This window comes from Candidatus Symbiopectobacterium sp. NZEC135 (assembly GCF_025962695.1).
On the sequence record NZ_JAGFPF010000030.1, the window covers coordinates 14,335 to 29,729 of the forward strand.

At 51.1% G+C, this 15,395-nt stretch carries 16 protein-coding genes and 4 tRNA genes; 4 read left to right on the top strand and 16 right to left on the bottom strand.

The window, feature by feature from the left end:
* Window positions 1–5: 5 nt before the first annotated feature.
* Both rpsP and ffh read right to left on the bottom strand, forming a co-directional pair.
* Window positions 6–254, bottom strand: a complete 249-nt coding sequence (gene rpsP, locus J5224_RS14950; RefSeq protein ID WP_264626132.1) for a 30S ribosomal protein S16 — start codon at window positions 252–254, stop codon at window positions 6–8.
* A 147-nt stretch (window positions 255–401) separates the two neighbouring features.
* Entirely contained in the window at window positions 402–1,763 is a 1,362-nt protein-coding gene (ffh, locus tag J5224_RS14955) for a signal recognition particle protein (RefSeq protein ID WP_264626133.1), read from the bottom strand.
* A 181-nt stretch (window positions 1,764–1,944) separates the two neighbouring features.
* Here ffh and J5224_RS14960 point away from each other — a divergent pair, with 181 nt between their 5' ends.
* Window positions 1,945–2,739 carry an inner membrane protein YpjD gene (locus J5224_RS14960; RefSeq protein ID WP_264626166.1) on the top strand — a complete coding sequence of 265 codons (795 nt, stop codon included), beginning with the start codon at window positions 1,945–1,947 and terminating at the stop codon, window positions 2,737–2,739.
* A gap of 65 nt (window positions 2,740–2,804) precedes the next feature.
* Here the strand turns inward: J5224_RS14960 and luxS are convergent, their stop codons facing one another.
* From luxS to J5224_RS15030, 14 genes are all read right to left on the bottom strand, one after another.
* Window positions 2,805–3,320, bottom strand: coding sequence for an S-ribosylhomocysteine lyase (gene luxS, locus J5224_RS14965; protein ID WP_264626134.1), 516 nt, complete (start codon window positions 3,318–3,320; stop codon window positions 2,805–2,807).
* 171 nt (window positions 3,321–3,491) lie between these two features.
* Window positions 3,492–5,051 (bottom strand): glutamate--cysteine ligase, encoded by a 1,560-nt coding sequence (gene gshA, locus J5224_RS14970; protein WP_264626135.1) that lies wholly within the window; start codon window positions 5,049–5,051, stop codon window positions 3,492–3,494.
* 79 nt (window positions 5,052–5,130) lie between these two features.
* Window positions 5,131–5,559, bottom strand: a complete 429-nt coding sequence (locus J5224_RS14975; RefSeq protein ID WP_264626136.1) for a YqaA family protein — start codon at window positions 5,557–5,559, stop codon at window positions 5,131–5,133.
* Window positions 5,556–6,122, bottom strand: coding sequence for a fructose-1-phosphate/6-phosphogluconate phosphatase (gene yqaB / locus J5224_RS14980; RefSeq protein WP_264626137.1), 567 nt, complete (start codon window positions 6,120–6,122; stop codon window positions 5,556–5,558). The genes J5224_RS14975 and yqaB overlap by 4 nt, the downstream gene beginning before the upstream one ends.
* Before the next feature lie 195 nt (window positions 6,123–6,317).
* Window positions 6,318–6,394 (bottom strand) — tRNA-Arg (locus J5224_RS14985).
* Window positions 6,395–6,460: 66 nt separating this feature from the next.
* Window positions 6,461–6,537: transfer RNA gene (locus J5224_RS14990), tRNA-Arg, on the bottom strand.
* A 112-nt stretch (window positions 6,538–6,649) separates the two neighbouring features.
* Window positions 6,650–6,726: transfer RNA gene (locus tag J5224_RS14995), tRNA-Arg, on the bottom strand.
* Window positions 6,727–6,734: 8 nt separating this feature from the next.
* Window positions 6,735–6,827: transfer RNA gene (locus J5224_RS15000), tRNA-Ser, on the bottom strand.
* Window positions 6,828–7,128: 301 nt separating this feature from the next.
* A complete protein-coding gene (gene csrA / locus J5224_RS15005) occupies window positions 7,129–7,314 on the bottom strand; it encodes a carbon storage regulator CsrA (protein WP_005972168.1) in 186 nt (61 codons plus the stop codon).
* Between the two features lie 327 nt (window positions 7,315–7,641).
* Window positions 7,642–10,269, bottom strand: a complete 2,628-nt coding sequence (alaS, locus tag J5224_RS15010; RefSeq protein WP_264626138.1) for an alanine--tRNA ligase — start codon at window positions 10,267–10,269, stop codon at window positions 7,642–7,644.
* Between the two features lie 138 nt (window positions 10,270–10,407).
* On the bottom strand, window positions 10,408–10,875 hold the full coding sequence (locus tag J5224_RS15015; protein WP_264626139.1) for a regulatory protein RecX: 468 nt from the start codon (window positions 10,873–10,875) through the stop codon (window positions 10,408–10,410).
* Between the two features lie 79 nt (window positions 10,876–10,954).
* Window positions 10,955–12,034, bottom strand: a complete 1,080-nt coding sequence (recA, locus tag J5224_RS15020) for a recombinase RecA (RefSeq protein ID WP_264626140.1) — start codon at window positions 12,032–12,034, stop codon at window positions 10,955–10,957.
* Window positions 12,035–12,170: 136 nt separating this feature from the next.
* Window positions 12,171–12,662 (bottom strand): nicotinamide-nucleotide amidase, encoded by a 492-nt coding sequence (pncC, locus tag J5224_RS15025; protein ID WP_264626141.1) that lies wholly within the window; start codon window positions 12,660–12,662, stop codon window positions 12,171–12,173.
* 188 nt (window positions 12,663–12,850) lie between these two features.
* A complete protein-coding gene (locus J5224_RS15030) occupies window positions 12,851–13,186 on the bottom strand; it encodes a hypothetical protein (protein WP_264626142.1) in 336 nt (111 codons plus the stop codon).
* A 348-nt stretch (window positions 13,187–13,534) separates the two neighbouring features.
* Here J5224_RS15030 and J5224_RS15035 point away from each other — a divergent pair, with 348 nt between their 5' ends.
* The 3 genes from J5224_RS15035 (at window position 13,535) to J5224_RS15045 (ending at window position 15,387) form a co-directional block, all read left to right on the top strand.
* Window positions 13,535–14,035, top strand: a complete 501-nt coding sequence (locus tag J5224_RS15035) for a GNAT family N-acetyltransferase (protein WP_264626143.1) — start codon at window positions 13,535–13,537, stop codon at window positions 14,033–14,035.
* 105 nt (window positions 14,036–14,140) lie between these two features.
* On the top strand, window positions 14,141–14,635 hold the full coding sequence (locus J5224_RS15040; protein ID WP_264626144.1) for an SRPBCC family protein: 495 nt from the start codon (window positions 14,141–14,143) through the stop codon (window positions 14,633–14,635).
* A 71-nt stretch (window positions 14,636–14,706) separates the two neighbouring features.
* Window positions 14,707–15,387, top strand: a complete 681-nt coding sequence (locus J5224_RS15045; RefSeq protein WP_264626145.1) for a MarC family NAAT transporter — start codon at window positions 14,707–14,709, stop codon at window positions 15,385–15,387.
* Window positions 15,388–15,395 lie beyond the last annotated feature (8 nt).

The window sequence follows — 15,395 nt, forward strand, 5'->3', positions numbered from 1 at the left end:
GCAGATTACGCAGCTTTTTTAGCATCTTTGATCAGCGCAGAAACGCGATCAGAGATAGTTGCACCTTGGCCAACCCAATGTGCAATACGGTCCAGATCCAGACGCAGAGCTTCGGCTTGACCGGCTGCGATCGGGTTGAAGAAACCGACGCGCTCGATGAAACGACCGTCGCGTGCATTGCGGCTGTCAGTCACGACGACTTGATAAAACGGGCGTTTTTTCGCGCCGCCACGTGCCAAACGAATTGTTACCATAACATCCTCTTTAGTTAATAAAACAGCCGGGCCCCATCGAGGAACGGGGCCCAGGTGTCATATAAAAAGCCCGAAAATTTTACTCATTTTGGCGCAAAAAGCAATCTAAAGCGTTAATTTGCGCTGCCAAGAGCAAAAAAATCGCTGTTAACGCCCCGGAAAGCCCGGCGGCATCATGCCTTTCATGCTACGCATCATTTTTGCCATACCGCCATTTTTCATCTTTTTCATCATGCGCTGCATGTCGTCAAACTGTTTTAACAAGCGATTGACGTCTTGCACCTGCATGCCTGAACCTGTGGCGATACGACGCTTACGTGACCCTTTGATGATTTCCGGTTTGGCGCGCTCTTGTTGCGTCATCGAGTTGATGATGGCCTCCATACGCACCAGCACTTTGTCATCCATTTGGGATTTGACGTTGTCCGGCAACTGCCCCACGCCCGGCAACTTGCTCATCATGCTGGCCATACCGCCCATATTACGCATCTGCTTAAGCTGATCGAGGAAGTCGGTTAAATCAAAGCCGTCCCCCTTTTTCAGCTTTTTCGCCAGTTTTTCCGCCTGGGAGCGGTCAACTTTGCTTTCAATATCTTCGATCAGGGAAAGCACATCCCCCATACCGAGAATACGTGACGCAATTCGCTCAGGGTGGAACGGCTCCAACGCTTCCGTCTTTTCGCCGACGCCGAGGAATTTGATCGGTTTGCCGGTGATATGACGGATTGACAGCGCAGCACCGCCGCGCGCATCACCATCAATTTTAGTCAGAATCACACCGGTGAGGGGCAGCGCTTCATTGAAGGCTTTTGCGGTATTCGCCGCATCCTGCCCGGTCATGGCATCAACCACAAACAGGGTTTCGACCGGCTTGATAGCCGCATGCACCTGCTTGATTTCGTCCATCATCGCTTCGTCTACGTGCAGACGACCGGCGGTATCCACCAGCAGCACATCATAAAACTTCAGCTTGGCGTGTTGCAGCGCGCGGTTGACTATATCAAGCGGTTTTTCGTGTGCGTCGGAGGGGAAGAAATCCACCTCAACCGTTTGTGCCAGGGTTTCCAACTGTTTGATCGCCGCAGGGCGATATACGTCCGCGGAAACCACCAGCACTTTCTTCTTGTGCTTTTCACGCAGGAATTTGCCCAGCTTAGCCACGCTGGTGGTTTTACCCGCCCCTTGCAAACCCGCCATCAGCACCACGGCCGGCGGCTGAGCGGCCAGATTCAGGGCTTCGTTGGTTTCTCCCATCGCGGCAACAAGTTCATTTTTGACGATCTTGATGAATTCCTGGCCCGGCGACAGGCTTTTGTTTACCTCTTGCCCGACGGCACTTTCCTTGACCCGATTGATAAAATCACGCACCACAGGGAGTGCCACATCGGCTTCAAGTAAGGCCATACGCACTTCGCGCAGGGTGTCTTTGATGTTGTCTTCAGTCAACCGTCCGCGGCCACTGATGTTGCGCAATGTGCGCGAGAGTCTGTCAGTTAAGTTATCAAACATTATCTTGTGCTCAACGAAAGGCGGGCCGCATACGCGACACTCTGGACAAATATGGCTGATTATACCATGAAAGACGAAACGATTGCTGTGAAGCGCGACGATAACCGGTTGGTGCGTGACGAGACAACCGCTATACTGGCACTCCCTATCACTTCAGCAGCCGCTCAATGTGTTGATCACTATGCCACTCTTTGCCATTACAGCGTTAGTCGCCTATTCAATCAGCCTGGGACTGATTATTCCTGGCCTATTGCGCAAACAGAGTGCCTACCGCCGGTTGGCGATGATCTCTGCGGCAGTGGCCCTGATCTGCCACGCCATTACGCTCTATCACCGCATTTTTGATGTGCAAACCGGGCAAAATCTGAGTCTGTTGAATATCGGCTCTACCATCAGCCTGATAATATGCGCCGTGATGACGTTTGTTGCATCGCGCAATCGGGGCTGGTTTCTGTTGCCTATCGTTTACGCGTTTGCGCTGATTAATCTGGCCTTTGCCAGCTTTTTGCCCGGTGAGTTTATAACGCATCTGGAAAAATCCCCGGGGCTGCTGTTACATATCGGGCTGGCGTTGTTCTCTTATGCCACCCTGATTATTGCCGCGCTCTATGCGCTGCAATTAGCACTGATCGATTATCTGCTCAAAAACAAAAAGCTGAGCATCGTGTCTGAAATGCCACCGCTGTTGGGCATTGAGCGCAAGATGTTTCATGTCACGCAGATTGGTGTCATCCTGCTGACGATGACATTATGCAGTGGCTTGTTTTACATGGATAACATCATCGAGAACAAAGAGAATCTTCACAAGGCGCTGTTTTCCCTGTTTGCCTGGTTCAACTATATTCTGCTGCTATGGGGACATTATCACGAAGGGTGGCGCGGACGCCGGGTGGTATGGTTCAGCATGGTGGGTGCGCTGTTACTGACGCTGGCCTACTTCGGCAGCCGTGTTATCCAGCACTTTGTTGCACAGTAATACGCGTCACTGGTAACGAGACACAAACAAAAAAGGCACCTGATGAAGGGTGCCTTTTTTATTTTTTAGATATGCAATTCTGCCAGTTTATCTTTCGGTAACGCCAGATCGTCGTTCTGGTTGACGCCAATCGGATGTGCCAGAATATGGCGTGCAATGTCCTGGGCCTCTTCCAGAGAGTGCATCTCATAAGTGCCGCACTGGAACTCGTTCAGTTCAGGGATTTTACGCTGATCGGTCACTTTGAGCACATCCTCCATTGCCGCGCTCCAGGCATTCGCCACGCGCTGCTCAGCCGGGGTGCCAATCAGGCTCATGTAGAATCCCGTGCGGCAGCCCATCGGAGAGATATCGATAATTTCGACGCCATCACCGTTGAGATGGTTGCGCATGAAACCGGCAAACAGGTGTTCCAGCGTATGAATACCGCGCTCCGGCATCACCTCTTTATTCGGGCGACAGAAACGCAGATCGAACACGGTAATGGTGTCGCCATGAGGGGTTGTCATGGTTTTAGCCACTCGAACCGCCGGTGCGGCCATGCGGGTATGGTCTACGGTAAAGCTATCTAATAACGGCATGTTGCCACCTCCTCATAAAAAAATGACTTTTTTCATCTTTCCAAGAAACTTTTTGGTTCCCAACGAGTCTGACTCTATGAAAGACGCGCATTTATTATCATCATCCCTATTTCTCAGAGATGTTTTTCGGCCACGGCTTATACCGTGGCCTTTTCTTTATCTACTGTACGCTCACGCCTGAGTCGCTGCCAGATAAGCGTCGAACGACAGCGTATCTTGCGCTTCCAGCGCGCGCTGTTTTTGCCAGGCGCGTTCACTCTCGGTAGCAAACTGCGCCTCCGTCAACACCGCCAAAGGCTCCTGACTGAGCTGCTCACGATAACGATCTGCTAGCGCCAAGCCAAGATTACCGCAGCCCTGCGCTTTCAATAGCGGCAATAAACGCCCGGAGAATGTGTTTTCCGGTTTATCAAACCCTACGCTCAACGCATCGCAAACCTGCTGGTAATAGGGCTGTTCATGTTCTCTATCCAGCACTTCTGCCACGCGGCGCAGATCGCGGAACAAGGCATGCCCGACATCGGCCAGTGGCTGCTGTCGCGTTTCACATCCCATACCGACGGTCAAACCCGGTTTACGCCCTTCCAGAATAATACGGTTCCAGTTTTTACGGGTACATTGCAGCTCGGCGCTATCCATTTCCGGCGCATCAGCCAGTGCACACCAGATCAGGAACAGGTCTAGGAAACGCACCTGCTCGGCGCTGACTCCTGATGGCGTAAAGGGATTGATATCCAGCGAGCGGACTTCAATATACTCAATGCCGCCGCGCATCAGCGCATCAGAGGGCGTTTCGCCACTGCGTGTGACGCGTTTAGGGCGGATCGGCGCATACAGCTCATTTTCAATCTGTAACACGTTGGTATTGAGCTGCACGTAGCGATCGCCTTGTTTAACACCCATCGCGGCATATTCCGCTGACGGCGTTTTTATCGCACGCTTCAGTGCTGCCACATATCCATCGAGCGTGTTAAACGTGATGCCCAGATTGCTTTGTGATTTATTGGTGTAGCCCAGATCGCTCAAACGCAACGAGGTGGCGTAGGGAAGATAGTAGAGCCCGTTTTCGCCACGTTCGAACGGCAGTGCCGTTTCACGCCCCTGCAAAAAAGAAGAGCAGATGGCGGGCGATGCGCCAAACAGGTACGGGATCACCCATCCGAAACGGTAGTAGTTACGGATCAAACGAAAATAACCGGCGGATATCTCCTGTTTACCGCTTTCAGCGTCAGCAACGCCAGCGCGCGCCTGCCAGAATGCCAGCGGCAGCGAAAAGTTGTAATGCACGCCGGAAATGGTCTGCATCAACGCCCCGTAGCGGTTTTTCAACCCCTCACGATAGAGCGTTTTAAACCGGCCAACGTTCGATGTGCCGTACTGAGCCAGCTCGATATTCGTCTCATCGGGAATAAAACACGGCATGCTAAACGGCCATAACCGCTCAGAACCGATGTTACGCGCGACATAACGGTGAATGTCCTGTAAGAATGCCAACAGGTGATCGACATCCTGATCAACAGGCGTAATAAATTCCAATAAGGATTCTGCGAAATCCGTTGTGATCCAGGGATGGGTTAATGCCGCCCCTAAATTTTCTGGGTGCCCTGTCTGTGCCAAATGTCCATTGGGCTGTACGCGTAACGTTTCGCGCTCAATACCGCGTTGAATCCCCTTCACCGCATCAGGGTGATGTTCAAGCCAGGTCAACGCTTGTGATATATCCGGGATCAAATCGACCTCCCGCTGTTAGATGTAATGATTGTTCGCATAATGAAATCGTATCATCTCTACTAAAATACAGTGCTACACGTTATGACCACAAAGTCATTCCTTGTAATGCCACGATGGCCACCACGATATAACGCAGCGCTTTCCCGATACAGATAAAAAGCGTGGAGTACAACCACGGCATGCGCAGCCATCCCGCCGCAACGCACAGCACATCGCCAATAACAGGCACCCAACTCAACAAAAGCGCCGCCGGACCATAACGCTGCAACCAGCGTAGCGCCGTCAACGTGCCGGTACGCGGTTTTGGCTGTGGTAGGATACGCCCCAGCACCAGATTGGTCATGCCGCCCAGCGTGTTGCCTATCGTCGCTACAACAAGCAACGGCACCACACCAGTAACCTTCGCCACCAATAAAGAGACCAGCAGCACTTCAGAGCTGCCGGGCAATAATGTCGCACTGAGAAAACTACTCCAGAAGAGAGAAACCAGTCCCCAGAAGGCACTCACCGCGTGCGCACATCGACAACGGCCATGTTTGCGCGCTGTGCGGCCTGAATGCCGAAATCCGCATCTTCAAATACCACACAGGCTTCAGGCTCTACCTGCATAAGCTGGGCGCAGCGCAGGAAGGTATCAGGAAACGGTTTATGATGCAGGACATCCTCTGCACCGACAATACCAACAAAGTAGTCGCGCAAGCCAAGATGCCGTAACAGCCGGTCAGCCAGATAACGTGGACTACCGGTGCCAACCGTCATGGGTCGACGCCCCTGATACGCTTTCACCACCTCAATCAAGGGCAGCGGCTTTACCGTATCAAACAGCATCTCTTCCACCAGCGCCAGCTTTTCAGTCGCCAGCGCCTTCGGATCCATATCCACGTTATGCTGTGCCAAGATCACCGCGGCGATTTTTTCAATGGGAGCACCATTGTAGGCCGCCATTTCCTGAGCATTATAGGTCATGCCGTACTTGCCCAAAATCGTGTGCCAGGCAGCTCGGTGTGTGGGTTCGGTATCGAGGATGGTGCCATCCATATCAAAAATGAGGCCTTGATAACGATCGTACATCGTGACTCCGTGAATAGCGCCAAAAGAGCCGTTACTTTAGCGCAAAGTCAAAATGATGTCGCTGGTTCAATAAAACCACAATAAGCAAGGTTATCTGTGTATGAACGGTTGACAGTAATACGCAGGCAGAGTGCCCATAATGCTGAAGGTGAAACCCGAGAAAACGTGAGGGATAATGACTTGCAGCAAGAGGAATGGTGCATCCAGGAGGATTCGAACCTCCGACCGCTCGGTTCGTAGCCGAGTACTCTATCCAGCTGAGCTATGGATGCATTGAAAACAACAATTCGCCAGTTATAAAAACCTGAGATACTTATTTTGGGATTGACATCGAAGAATGGTGCATCCAGGAGGATTCGAACCTCCGACCGCTCGGTTCGTAGCCGAGTACTCTATCCAGCTGAGCTATGGATGCATAAAAATTCTTTGTATCAAGCAGCGTTCGCTTAAACGCGTAAGAGTAACAACATTCACTATTATCATAACCCTGATAGATACGTAACTTTCATCATTTATCATCGGTGTTATGGTGCATCCAGGAGGATTCGAACCTCCGACCGCTCGGTTCGTAGCCGAGTACTCTATCCAGCTGAGCTATGGATGCATAGTAAATGGCGGTGAGGGAGGGATTCGAACCCTCGATGCAGCTTTTGACCGCATACTCCCTTAGCAGGGGAGCGCCTTCAGCCTCTCGGCCACCTCACCAATACGCTAACCTTCGAACCGCGATGATGATGTTTCCTTCATCGTGCTCACCGGTACTGCGTGGCGCACATATTACTTTCCCGGACTTATAAGTCAAACAATTTTTCCCAACTCGTGGTTGTTTGAACAAATCACACCCAACACGCGCAGATTCACAGCGAAAAGTCTATTTTATCAACAGCGTTAATGGCTATTGATGTTTCTGACAAAACGCACGCATAGGAAACTAAAACGGCACGGGAAGAGATTCAGGGAGGCTAAAACGAACGCGTCCCGCCTGAAAGGCGAGACGCTTGGTAAATCAGTAGGACGTCGGTTGCGACTTTTCCGCTTGGATCCGCTGGTAAATCTCTTCGCGGTGAACAGAAACTTCTTTCGGCGCATTAACACCAATACGAACCTGGTTGCCCTTTACCCCTAGCACGGTAACCGTCACCTCATCGCCAATCATGAGGGTTTCGCCAACTCGACGAGTCAAAATAAGCATTCTTTGCTCCTTGAAAGATTATAAAGAGTCGGGTCTCTTTGTCTCCCCGCCATTCTCCATCATGCGCCGTGAAAACATAAACCTAAATGGGGAAACACACTCCGCCATCTTACTCCAGTGTATCGTTACTTTTAGTTTAGTCGATGTCAGCCGTTTTCGCTGTTTTATCACGACATTTGTTATCACAACAAAGGGCTACGGTATGCTTACGCCTACTAACACAAGCTCGGCAGACCGACATTTCCCCCAAAGCACTTCCTTGGCCTAAGGGGGAAAACGCCAAAATGAATATTTTGGCGTTTCGTTGAGATAACACACTATTTATAGTTATAGCCTATCCGTTACCCATGTTTCAACGCTAGATAGTGCCGAAGGTAAAGCCGCAGGGTTGTTCCCACCGGCTTGAGCCATATCTGGACGCCCGCCTCCTTTACCACCGACCTGTTGAGCGATAAAGCCAATCAATTCACCGGCTTTAACACGATCGGTCAAATCCTTCGTGATACCGGAAATTAAGCTGACTTTATCTTCTGAGACGGTTGCCAGCACAATGATAGCTGAACCGAGCTGGTTCTTCAGATCGTCCACCATAGTACGCAATAATTTCGGGTCGGTGTTATCTAACTGTGTTACCAACAGTTTCGCACCCTTGATCGCTTTCGCCTTCGAAGACAGCGAGGCACTTTCCTGGGCTGCCTGCTGCTCTTTCAACTGTTGCAGCTCTTTTTCCAACTGACGAGTGCGGTCCAGCAGGGAACGTACTTTTTCCGCCACGTTATGGCTATCGCCTTTCACCAGTTGGGTCACATCCTGCAATACGTCACTTTGACGATGCAGCGCCGCCAGTGCCCCACTCCCCGTTACGGCTTCAATGCGTCGAATGCCCGCCGCCGTCCCGGATTCAGAGATAATCTGGAACAAACCGATATCCCCAGTACGTTTGGCGTGTGTACCGCCACACAGCTCGATAGAGAAATCGCCCATGGTTAATACACGCACATGGTCTTCATATTTCTCGCCGAACAGCGCCATTGCACCTTTCTCTTTTGCATCCGACAGCGCCATCACGTTGGTGTCAACGTCGTGGTTACGACGAATCTGCGCGTTGACGATATCTTCCACCTGACGGATTTGCTCTGCCGTCATGGCTTCCGGTTGCGAGAAGTCAAATCGCAGGTAATTATCGTTAACCAACGAGCCTTTCTGCGCAACGTGGTCGCCCAGTACCTGGCGCAACGCGGCGTGCAGCAAGTGCGTGGCGGAGTGGTTAAGACGGATACGATCGCGACGCTCACTGTCTACATCAGCATTCACCGTATCATTGACGCGTAGCGTACCCTGAGTCAGAGATCCGAGATGACCGATTGCCTGACCAAACTTTTGGGTATTCCCAACGGTAAAGCGCACGTTGGCATTATGCAGCGTTCCAGTATCGCCGACCTGACCGCCCGATTCACCATAGAACGGCGTTTCGTTGAGGATAACCACGCCCTCTTCACCGGCATTGATCGCATCTACCGCCTGTCCGTTTTGATAGAGCGCGATAACCGTAGCTTGCTGCTGCGTCTTGTCGTATCCCGTAAACGGCGTGGCCACATCAACACGAATCAGGGTGTTATAATCGATGCCGAACCCACTGGTTTCACGCGCGCGCTGGCGTTGCGCTTCCATCGCACGCTCAAAACCGTCCTTATCCACCGTCAGATCGTGCTCACGGCATACGTCTTCCGTTAAATCGAACGGGAAGCCGTAAGTGTCATACAGGCGGAACGCTGTCTCACCGTCCAGCACGTTGCCTTTCAGGTTTTTGATCTCTTCATCCAGCAGGCTAAGGCCACGTTCCAGCGTGCGGGCAAACTGCTCTTCTTCCGCTTTCAGCGCCTGCTCTACCACCGCCTGCTGCTGTTTCAATTCATCAGCCGCCGCCCCCATGACCTGAATCAATGGCGCAACCAGTTTATAGAAGAAGGCCTCTTTGGCGCCGAGGAAATTACCGTGCCGCACCGCGCGACGAATAATACGGCGCAGAACATAACCACGGTTTTCGTTGGATGGCATGACGCCATCAGCGATCAGGAATGCGCAGGAGCGGATATGGTCAGCGATAACGCGCAAGGATTTATTGCTCAAATCCTGCGTGCCAATGACGCGAGCCGCTTCTTGGATCAATGTGGTAAAGACATCAATCTCATAGTTGGAATTGACGTGTTGCAATACTGCAGTAACACGCTCCAGCCCCATCCCGGTATCAACAGACGGTTTAGGCAACGGAACCATGGTGCCATCAGCCTGACGGTTGAACTGCATAAATACCAGGTTCCAGATCTCAATATAGCGATCGCCATCTTCATCCGGGCTTCCTGGGGGGCCGCCCTGAATGTGGTCACCATGATCGTAAAAAATTTCCGAACACGGACCACACGGGCCAGTATCACCCATCTGCCAGAAGTTATCAGACGCGTATTGACCGCCCTTGTTGTCACCAATACGGATAATGCGCTCGGCGGGTACGCCAACTTCGTTTGCCCAGATGTCATAGGCTTCATCGTCGGTGGCATATACCGTTACCCATAATTTCTCTTTGGGCAGGTTAAACCATTGCGCACCGGTCAGCAGTTCCCATGCATATTGAATAGCATCACGCTTGAAGTAATCCCCGAAGCTGAAATTACCCAGCATTTCAAAGAAGGTGTGGTGACGCGCGGTATACCCGACGTTGTCTAAATCGTTATGCTTACCGCCCGCACGCACGCAGCGCTGTGACGTGGTAGCACGCACATAGTTGCGCTTGTCCAGCCCCAGGAAAACATCCTTGAACTGGTTCATTCCCGCGTTGGTAAACAGTAATGTCGGATCGTTATTCGGCACCAGTGAACTACTGGAAACGATCTGGTGTCCTTTACTCTGGAAAAAATCGAGAAACGCTTGACGGATCTCAGCGGTGCTCTTGCTCATAATTGTCCTGGAATGAAACTAAAAGAACAGATCGTGGGCAAGGCTAGTGCAGCAGAGTGACGCTACCCGTGCAACTCACGAACAAAAAGTGGGAATAAGATAAATTTTCTTCGGAGGGAAGTAAAACATCGGATGCATTCAATGTGAAAAATTCGTATAAATGTCCTGAATTTCATCATGCGAAAAGCCGCGAGTTAACAAGTATCGCTGCTGTTTTGCTTTTTCTTTCCAGTCCATTGGTGGCACATCACCAAATTTACGCGTTGCTACCTGCTGTGCTAGGGCAAACCAGTCAATTTCACATTCCAGCAATGCGGATGATATAACAGAACGCGAAAGGCCTTTCTGACGTAATTCCGCCACAATACGCTGAGAGCCATAGCCTTTTCGGCTTCGTCCATGGATGTAACGCAGTGCAAATCGCGCATCATCTAACCAGCCGTGCTCGTGACAATATGCCAAGGCAGCTTCAATATCCGCAGCATCAAATGCCGGATCAACGCGAGCCGTCAGCTTACGGCGTAGTTCCCCTTCGCTATGATCGCGAACAGCTAACAGGCGCATTGCAATGGTCAGTGCGTTGACAGAGGGGGGTGATGGTGTCATTGAAGGTACATGTTGGTAAGGGAGCACAACAAACCACGAATACCGTTTGCTATGCTCCTTTCAGGTTATTTAAACCGTTTTAAAATTCGCCGTTATTTTCGCTGCCTGCGGTTTCTGCATCATCGTAGAAACCCGCTTCGCTTGCTGGCGCAGGCACATGATCTTTGTTGTGCAGCAGCATTTCACGCAGCTTTTTATCCAACTCGGCCGCGACTGCCGGGTTTTCTTTCAGGTAGTTACACGCATTCGCTTTACCCTGCCCGATCTTGTCGCCGTTGTAGCTATACCAGGCACCCGCTTTCTCAATCAGCTTATGCTTCACGCCAAGATCGACCAACTCACCGTGGATGTTGATCCCTTCGCCGTACATGATCTGGAATTCAGCCTGTTTAAAGGGCGCAGCCACTTTGTTTTTCACCACTTTCACGCGGGTTTCGCTGCCCACCACTTCTTCCCCATCTTTGATGGAGCCAATGCGGCGAATATCAAGGCGCACAGACGCATAAAACTTCAGCGCGTTACCCCCAGTGGTGGTTTCCGGGTTACCAAACATAACGCCAATTTTCATACGGATTTGGTTGATAAAAATCAGCAGCGTATTTGCCTGCTTCAAGTTACCTGCCAGCTTACGCATCGCCTGGCTCATCATACGAGCCGCCAGACCCATATGGGAATCACCGATCTCGCCTTCGATCTCCGCTTTCGGCGTCAGCGCCGCCACGGAGTCAACGATGATCACGTCCACCGCGCCTGAACGCGTCAACGCATCGCAAATCTCTAACGCCTGCTCACCGGTATCGGGCTGAGAACACAGCAGGTTATCGATGTCTACACCCAACTTTTTGGCATAAATCGGATCGAGCGCATGTTCTGCATCGATAAATGCGCAAGTTTTACCTTCACGCTGTGCGGCGGCGATAACTTGCAGCGTTAATGTGGTTTTACCCGACGATTCTGGTCCATAGATTTCAACGATACGCCCCATTGGCAGCCCACCGGCCCCCAAGGCAATATCGAGTGACAGGGAGCCGGTAGAGATCGTTTCAACATCCATTGAGCGGTCTTCGCCCAAACGCATGATAGAACCTTTACCAAATTGCTTTTCGATCTGGCCCAGCGCAGCCGCCAATGCCTTTTGTTTGTTCTCGTCAATAGCCATTTCTACTCCTGTCATGCGGCGTAACGCTCTCGCTACACAGCCGCGCGCTTTATGTGACTGACACTGGTATGTAATCAAACAGGCGTGTCACCGAATCATTACCAGCATTATACTGTATACGCATACAGCATCAAGATTATTTTTGCAGAAATCCATCCAAAAGCATCTGAAGTGCGAAACGCACGGCCTGAAGCCGCACAGCATGCCTGTCGCCAAGAAACAGCATTTCACGCGCCAGTTGGTTACCGTGCCTGTCACTCCAGCCAAACCAGACGGTGCCAACGGGTTTTTCGTCAGAACCGCCATCAGGGCCAGCAATGCCGCTCACAGAAAGTGAATAATCGGCCCCCGCTGCGCGCAATGCTCCCTGCGCCATTTCCCGCACGGTTTGTTCACTCACCGCACCGTACTGAGCGAGCGTTTCTTCACTGACACCGATGAGGCGCTGTTTTGCCTGGTTACTGTAAGTGACAAATCCATAGTCAAACCAGCCGGAACTCCCCGCGACATCAGTAATCGATTTCGCTATCCAACCTCCCGTACAGGATTCGGCACAGGTCACCTTTGCACCCAACGCGGTCAGGCGCGCACCAATCTGAGCGCTTAACTGCAAAATCTCGGTTTCCATGTTCACTCCACGTTGATTAAGGATATAGCATCACAGCGTATCATTTTCACACGGGTTCGCCCTCCCCCAGCACGCTATTGCGTGCCTTATTCCAGAATTCAGTGCGAAAGTAAAGGGGCGGCAAGGCAGATATTACACCGGGGGTAAAACGCGAGGGGGAGTAAAAGGGTTAAACAGGTTTGCCGGGATTACATGCAACCCGCACAGCTGGTACAACGCCAATCCTGTGGATTGATCGCCTGATAAAAAAAACGGAAATAGCACTCTTCAATAGGAACCTGGTTATTGTCGAAACAGTCGGCTAACCAGTCGACATTCTCTACAATCCAATCATCTTCATCCAACCCTTCACGATATAATTCATCCTCAGGATCGATGATCGAATATATTCCCAACGTTCCCAGATGTTTTTCCTGATAAGACGCAGGCAGGCTAAATGCCTTGGACTGAAACGTAATGATCCAGTGCCCATGGCACAAGAGATTACCGTTGCGGCTCCATGCGGCTGTGAATGGATTATTCATGTTATTAATCCCCTCTCAAAAAAAGCGGAAGCGAAATTAACACGAGATGGAAAACAAGTAAATAATCCGTAAAGAGTAAGGTCAAATGTTAATTATTTCGGCGAAATATAGGTACATTTCATCACCTATTAAAGCAAGTCTAAATAACCGCATTGATATACCGCAATAAAATAGAAAATAACAAGATAAATACAATATTTATTTAGGGTACTTTTCTCCGCTCCGCTGACCGTCATGAAAATGTCACAGTGCGCGATTATCGTGTGCGGATAATAATAACAGACGATAGCTCGTAAACGACATGCTGCCCCGCCTCGGGGCTTTTTTCCCCTGATGCGGAGAATGTCCATGACGTTTCCCTCAATTCGACGCCTACGAACGTCAGACGGCCTTGCCTTCAAACAGCTACGACTCGAAAGCCTGCTGAATCACCCTGATGCTTATCAGGCATCCTGGGAAGAAGAAAGTCAGGAAAGTGACGCATGGTTCGGTGCGCGCATCAGACAGAATGTTATTTTCGGCGCTTTTACCTCAGAAGCGCACCTGATTGGCCTGTGCTGCTATACACGCCCCCAAATGCTGAAATCCGCCCACAAAGGCATTGTCTGGGGGATGTATGTGACACCAGCGTATCGGGGCAAAGGTATTTCCCTGCAATTGCTTAATCACACCATCTCACACGCTCGCTCGCGGGCTCACATATTATTACTGAGCGTAACGTCCTCCAATCTGGCAGCGTATCGCTTGTATCAAAAGGCCGGTTTTTGCCAATATGGGCAGGAACCGGATGCGATGAAGCTGGGCGACATTTATTACAGTGAACGCTTGATGTTCCTCCCTTTACGCTAGCTACACGTCTTCCAGAAACAGGGCAAACCTTGCCTAAATGGAAAGAAGCGGCAAAAATAACCAGCAATGTTGTAAGCTGTAAATCCACATCACAGAGGATCTTGCGTGCCAGCTTCTTTCTTTAAATCATTGGGTTTTGCCAGTAAGCGTGCTCCTGATGCCTTAAGCGGGAGCATTACTATCGCGCATTCTGCCGATGCGCTGTATGCCTTGTGGCGCAAGCCAGAAACGCTTCCGGTGCTGATGAGCCATTTTGCGACGATCACTATCCTTAATCAGACAGATTCCTTGTGGCGCGCCAATACGCCGCTCGGCTCGCTGCTGGAGTGGCGAGCACGCATCGTGGAAGAGAAACCGGGAGAAGCCATGCATTGGCGTTCACTCCCTGGCGCACTGGTTCCAAACGAAGGGAGGCTGACATTCTCACCCGCCTCTAATGGCGAGGTTAACGTCACCTTGTGGATTCGATTCACACCGCCGGGTGGGCTTATCGGTAGAAAAGTTGGTCAGCTATTCACGTTATTTTCAAACGATATGCTGAAACAAACGCTGGAACGCTTTAAAAAAATGGCCGATGAGCAACAATTGCCGTCAGCTTAGCTTGCCTGAATACACAGCCACTGTTTGCGCTATCGCCACAAGCGCAGTGCCCACTAAGCATTGGAGGCCATATGCTGGAACTCATTAAGACCGTGGGTCTGGGCCTGGTGCTCATTTTGCCCTTGGCCAACCCATTGACCACCATTGCGGTATTTCTTGCGTTGTCGAGTGACATGAGTGAGGGAGAGCGCAACCGGCAAATATTTCAAACCGCTCTGTACGTGTTTATCATCATGATGGTGGCCTTTTATGGCGGGCAACTGATCATGAATACGCTGGGCATTTCTATTCCCGGTTTGCGCATCGCCGGTGGACTGATCGTGGCCTTCATCGGTTTTCGTATGCTCTTCCCGCCACACCAGCAAGAGCACGGTCCTGAAGCCGCCAGCAAAGCGGATGAAATCAACCGAAGCCCTTCAGCAAACCGGGTTAATATCGCCTTTGTTCCACTTGCCATGCCCAGTACCGCGGGGCCCGGTACAATCGCGCTTATTATCAGTACCGCATCACAAATCAAAAGCGGAATTGCGATCACCCCCTGGGTGGTAACGGTTGCTCCCGTCCTCACCTTCCTGATGACCAGCGTGATCCTTTGGGTGTGCTTACGCAGTTCTGGCTATATTGTGCGTCTTCTGGGGAAAAGCGGTATTGAGGCCATTGCGCGCTTGATGGGATTCCTGCTGGTGTGTATGGGGGTGCAATTTGTCATCAATGGCATGCTGGAGATCGTGACAACCCTGCCAGCCAAATAACAGATAAA

Coding starts and splice junctions, on each gene's coding strand:
- luxS (WP_264626134.1), bottom strand. CDS start 3,320: ATGCCGTTATTAGATAGCTTTACCGTAGACCATACCCGCATGGCCGCA.
- J5224_RS15015 (WP_264626139.1), bottom strand. CDS start 10,875: ATGACACCATCACCCCCCTCTGTCAACGCACTGACCATTGCAATGCGC.
- pncC (WP_264626141.1), bottom strand. CDS start 12,662: ATGGAAACCGAGATTTTGCAGTTAAGCGCTCAGATTGGTGCGCGCCTG.
- ffh (WP_264626133.1), bottom strand. CDS start 1,763: ATGTTTGATAACTTAACTGACAGACTCTCGCGCACATTGCGCAACATC.
- rpsP (WP_264626132.1), bottom strand. CDS start 254: ATGGTAACAATTCGTTTGGCACGTGGCGGCGCGAAAAAACGCCCGTTT.
- J5224_RS15045 (WP_264626145.1), top strand. CDS start 14,707: ATGCTGGAACTCATTAAGACCGTGGGTCTGGGCCTGGTGCTCATTTTG.
- csrA (WP_005972168.1), bottom strand. CDS start 7,314: ATGCTTATTTTGACTCGTCGAGTTGGCGAAACCCTCATGATTGGCGAT.
- J5224_RS15035 (WP_264626143.1), top strand. CDS start 13,535: ATGACGTTTCCCTCAATTCGACGCCTACGAACGTCAGACGGCCTTGCC.
- yqaB (WP_264626137.1), bottom strand. CDS start 6,122: ATGTACGATCGTTATCAAGGCCTCATTTTTGATATGGATGGCACCATC.
- recA (WP_264626140.1), bottom strand. CDS start 12,034: ATGGCTATTGACGAGAACAAACAAAAGGCATTGGCGGCTGCGCTGGGC.
- J5224_RS14960 (WP_264626166.1), top strand. CDS start 1,945: ATGCCACTCTTTGCCATTACAGCGTTAGTCGCCTATTCAATCAGCCTG.
- J5224_RS15030 (WP_264626142.1), bottom strand. CDS start 13,186: ATGAATAATCCATTCACAGCCGCATGGAGCCGCAACGGTAATCTCTTG.
- alaS (WP_264626138.1), bottom strand. CDS start 10,269: ATGAGCAAGAGCACCGCTGAGATCCGTCAAGCGTTTCTCGATTTTTTC.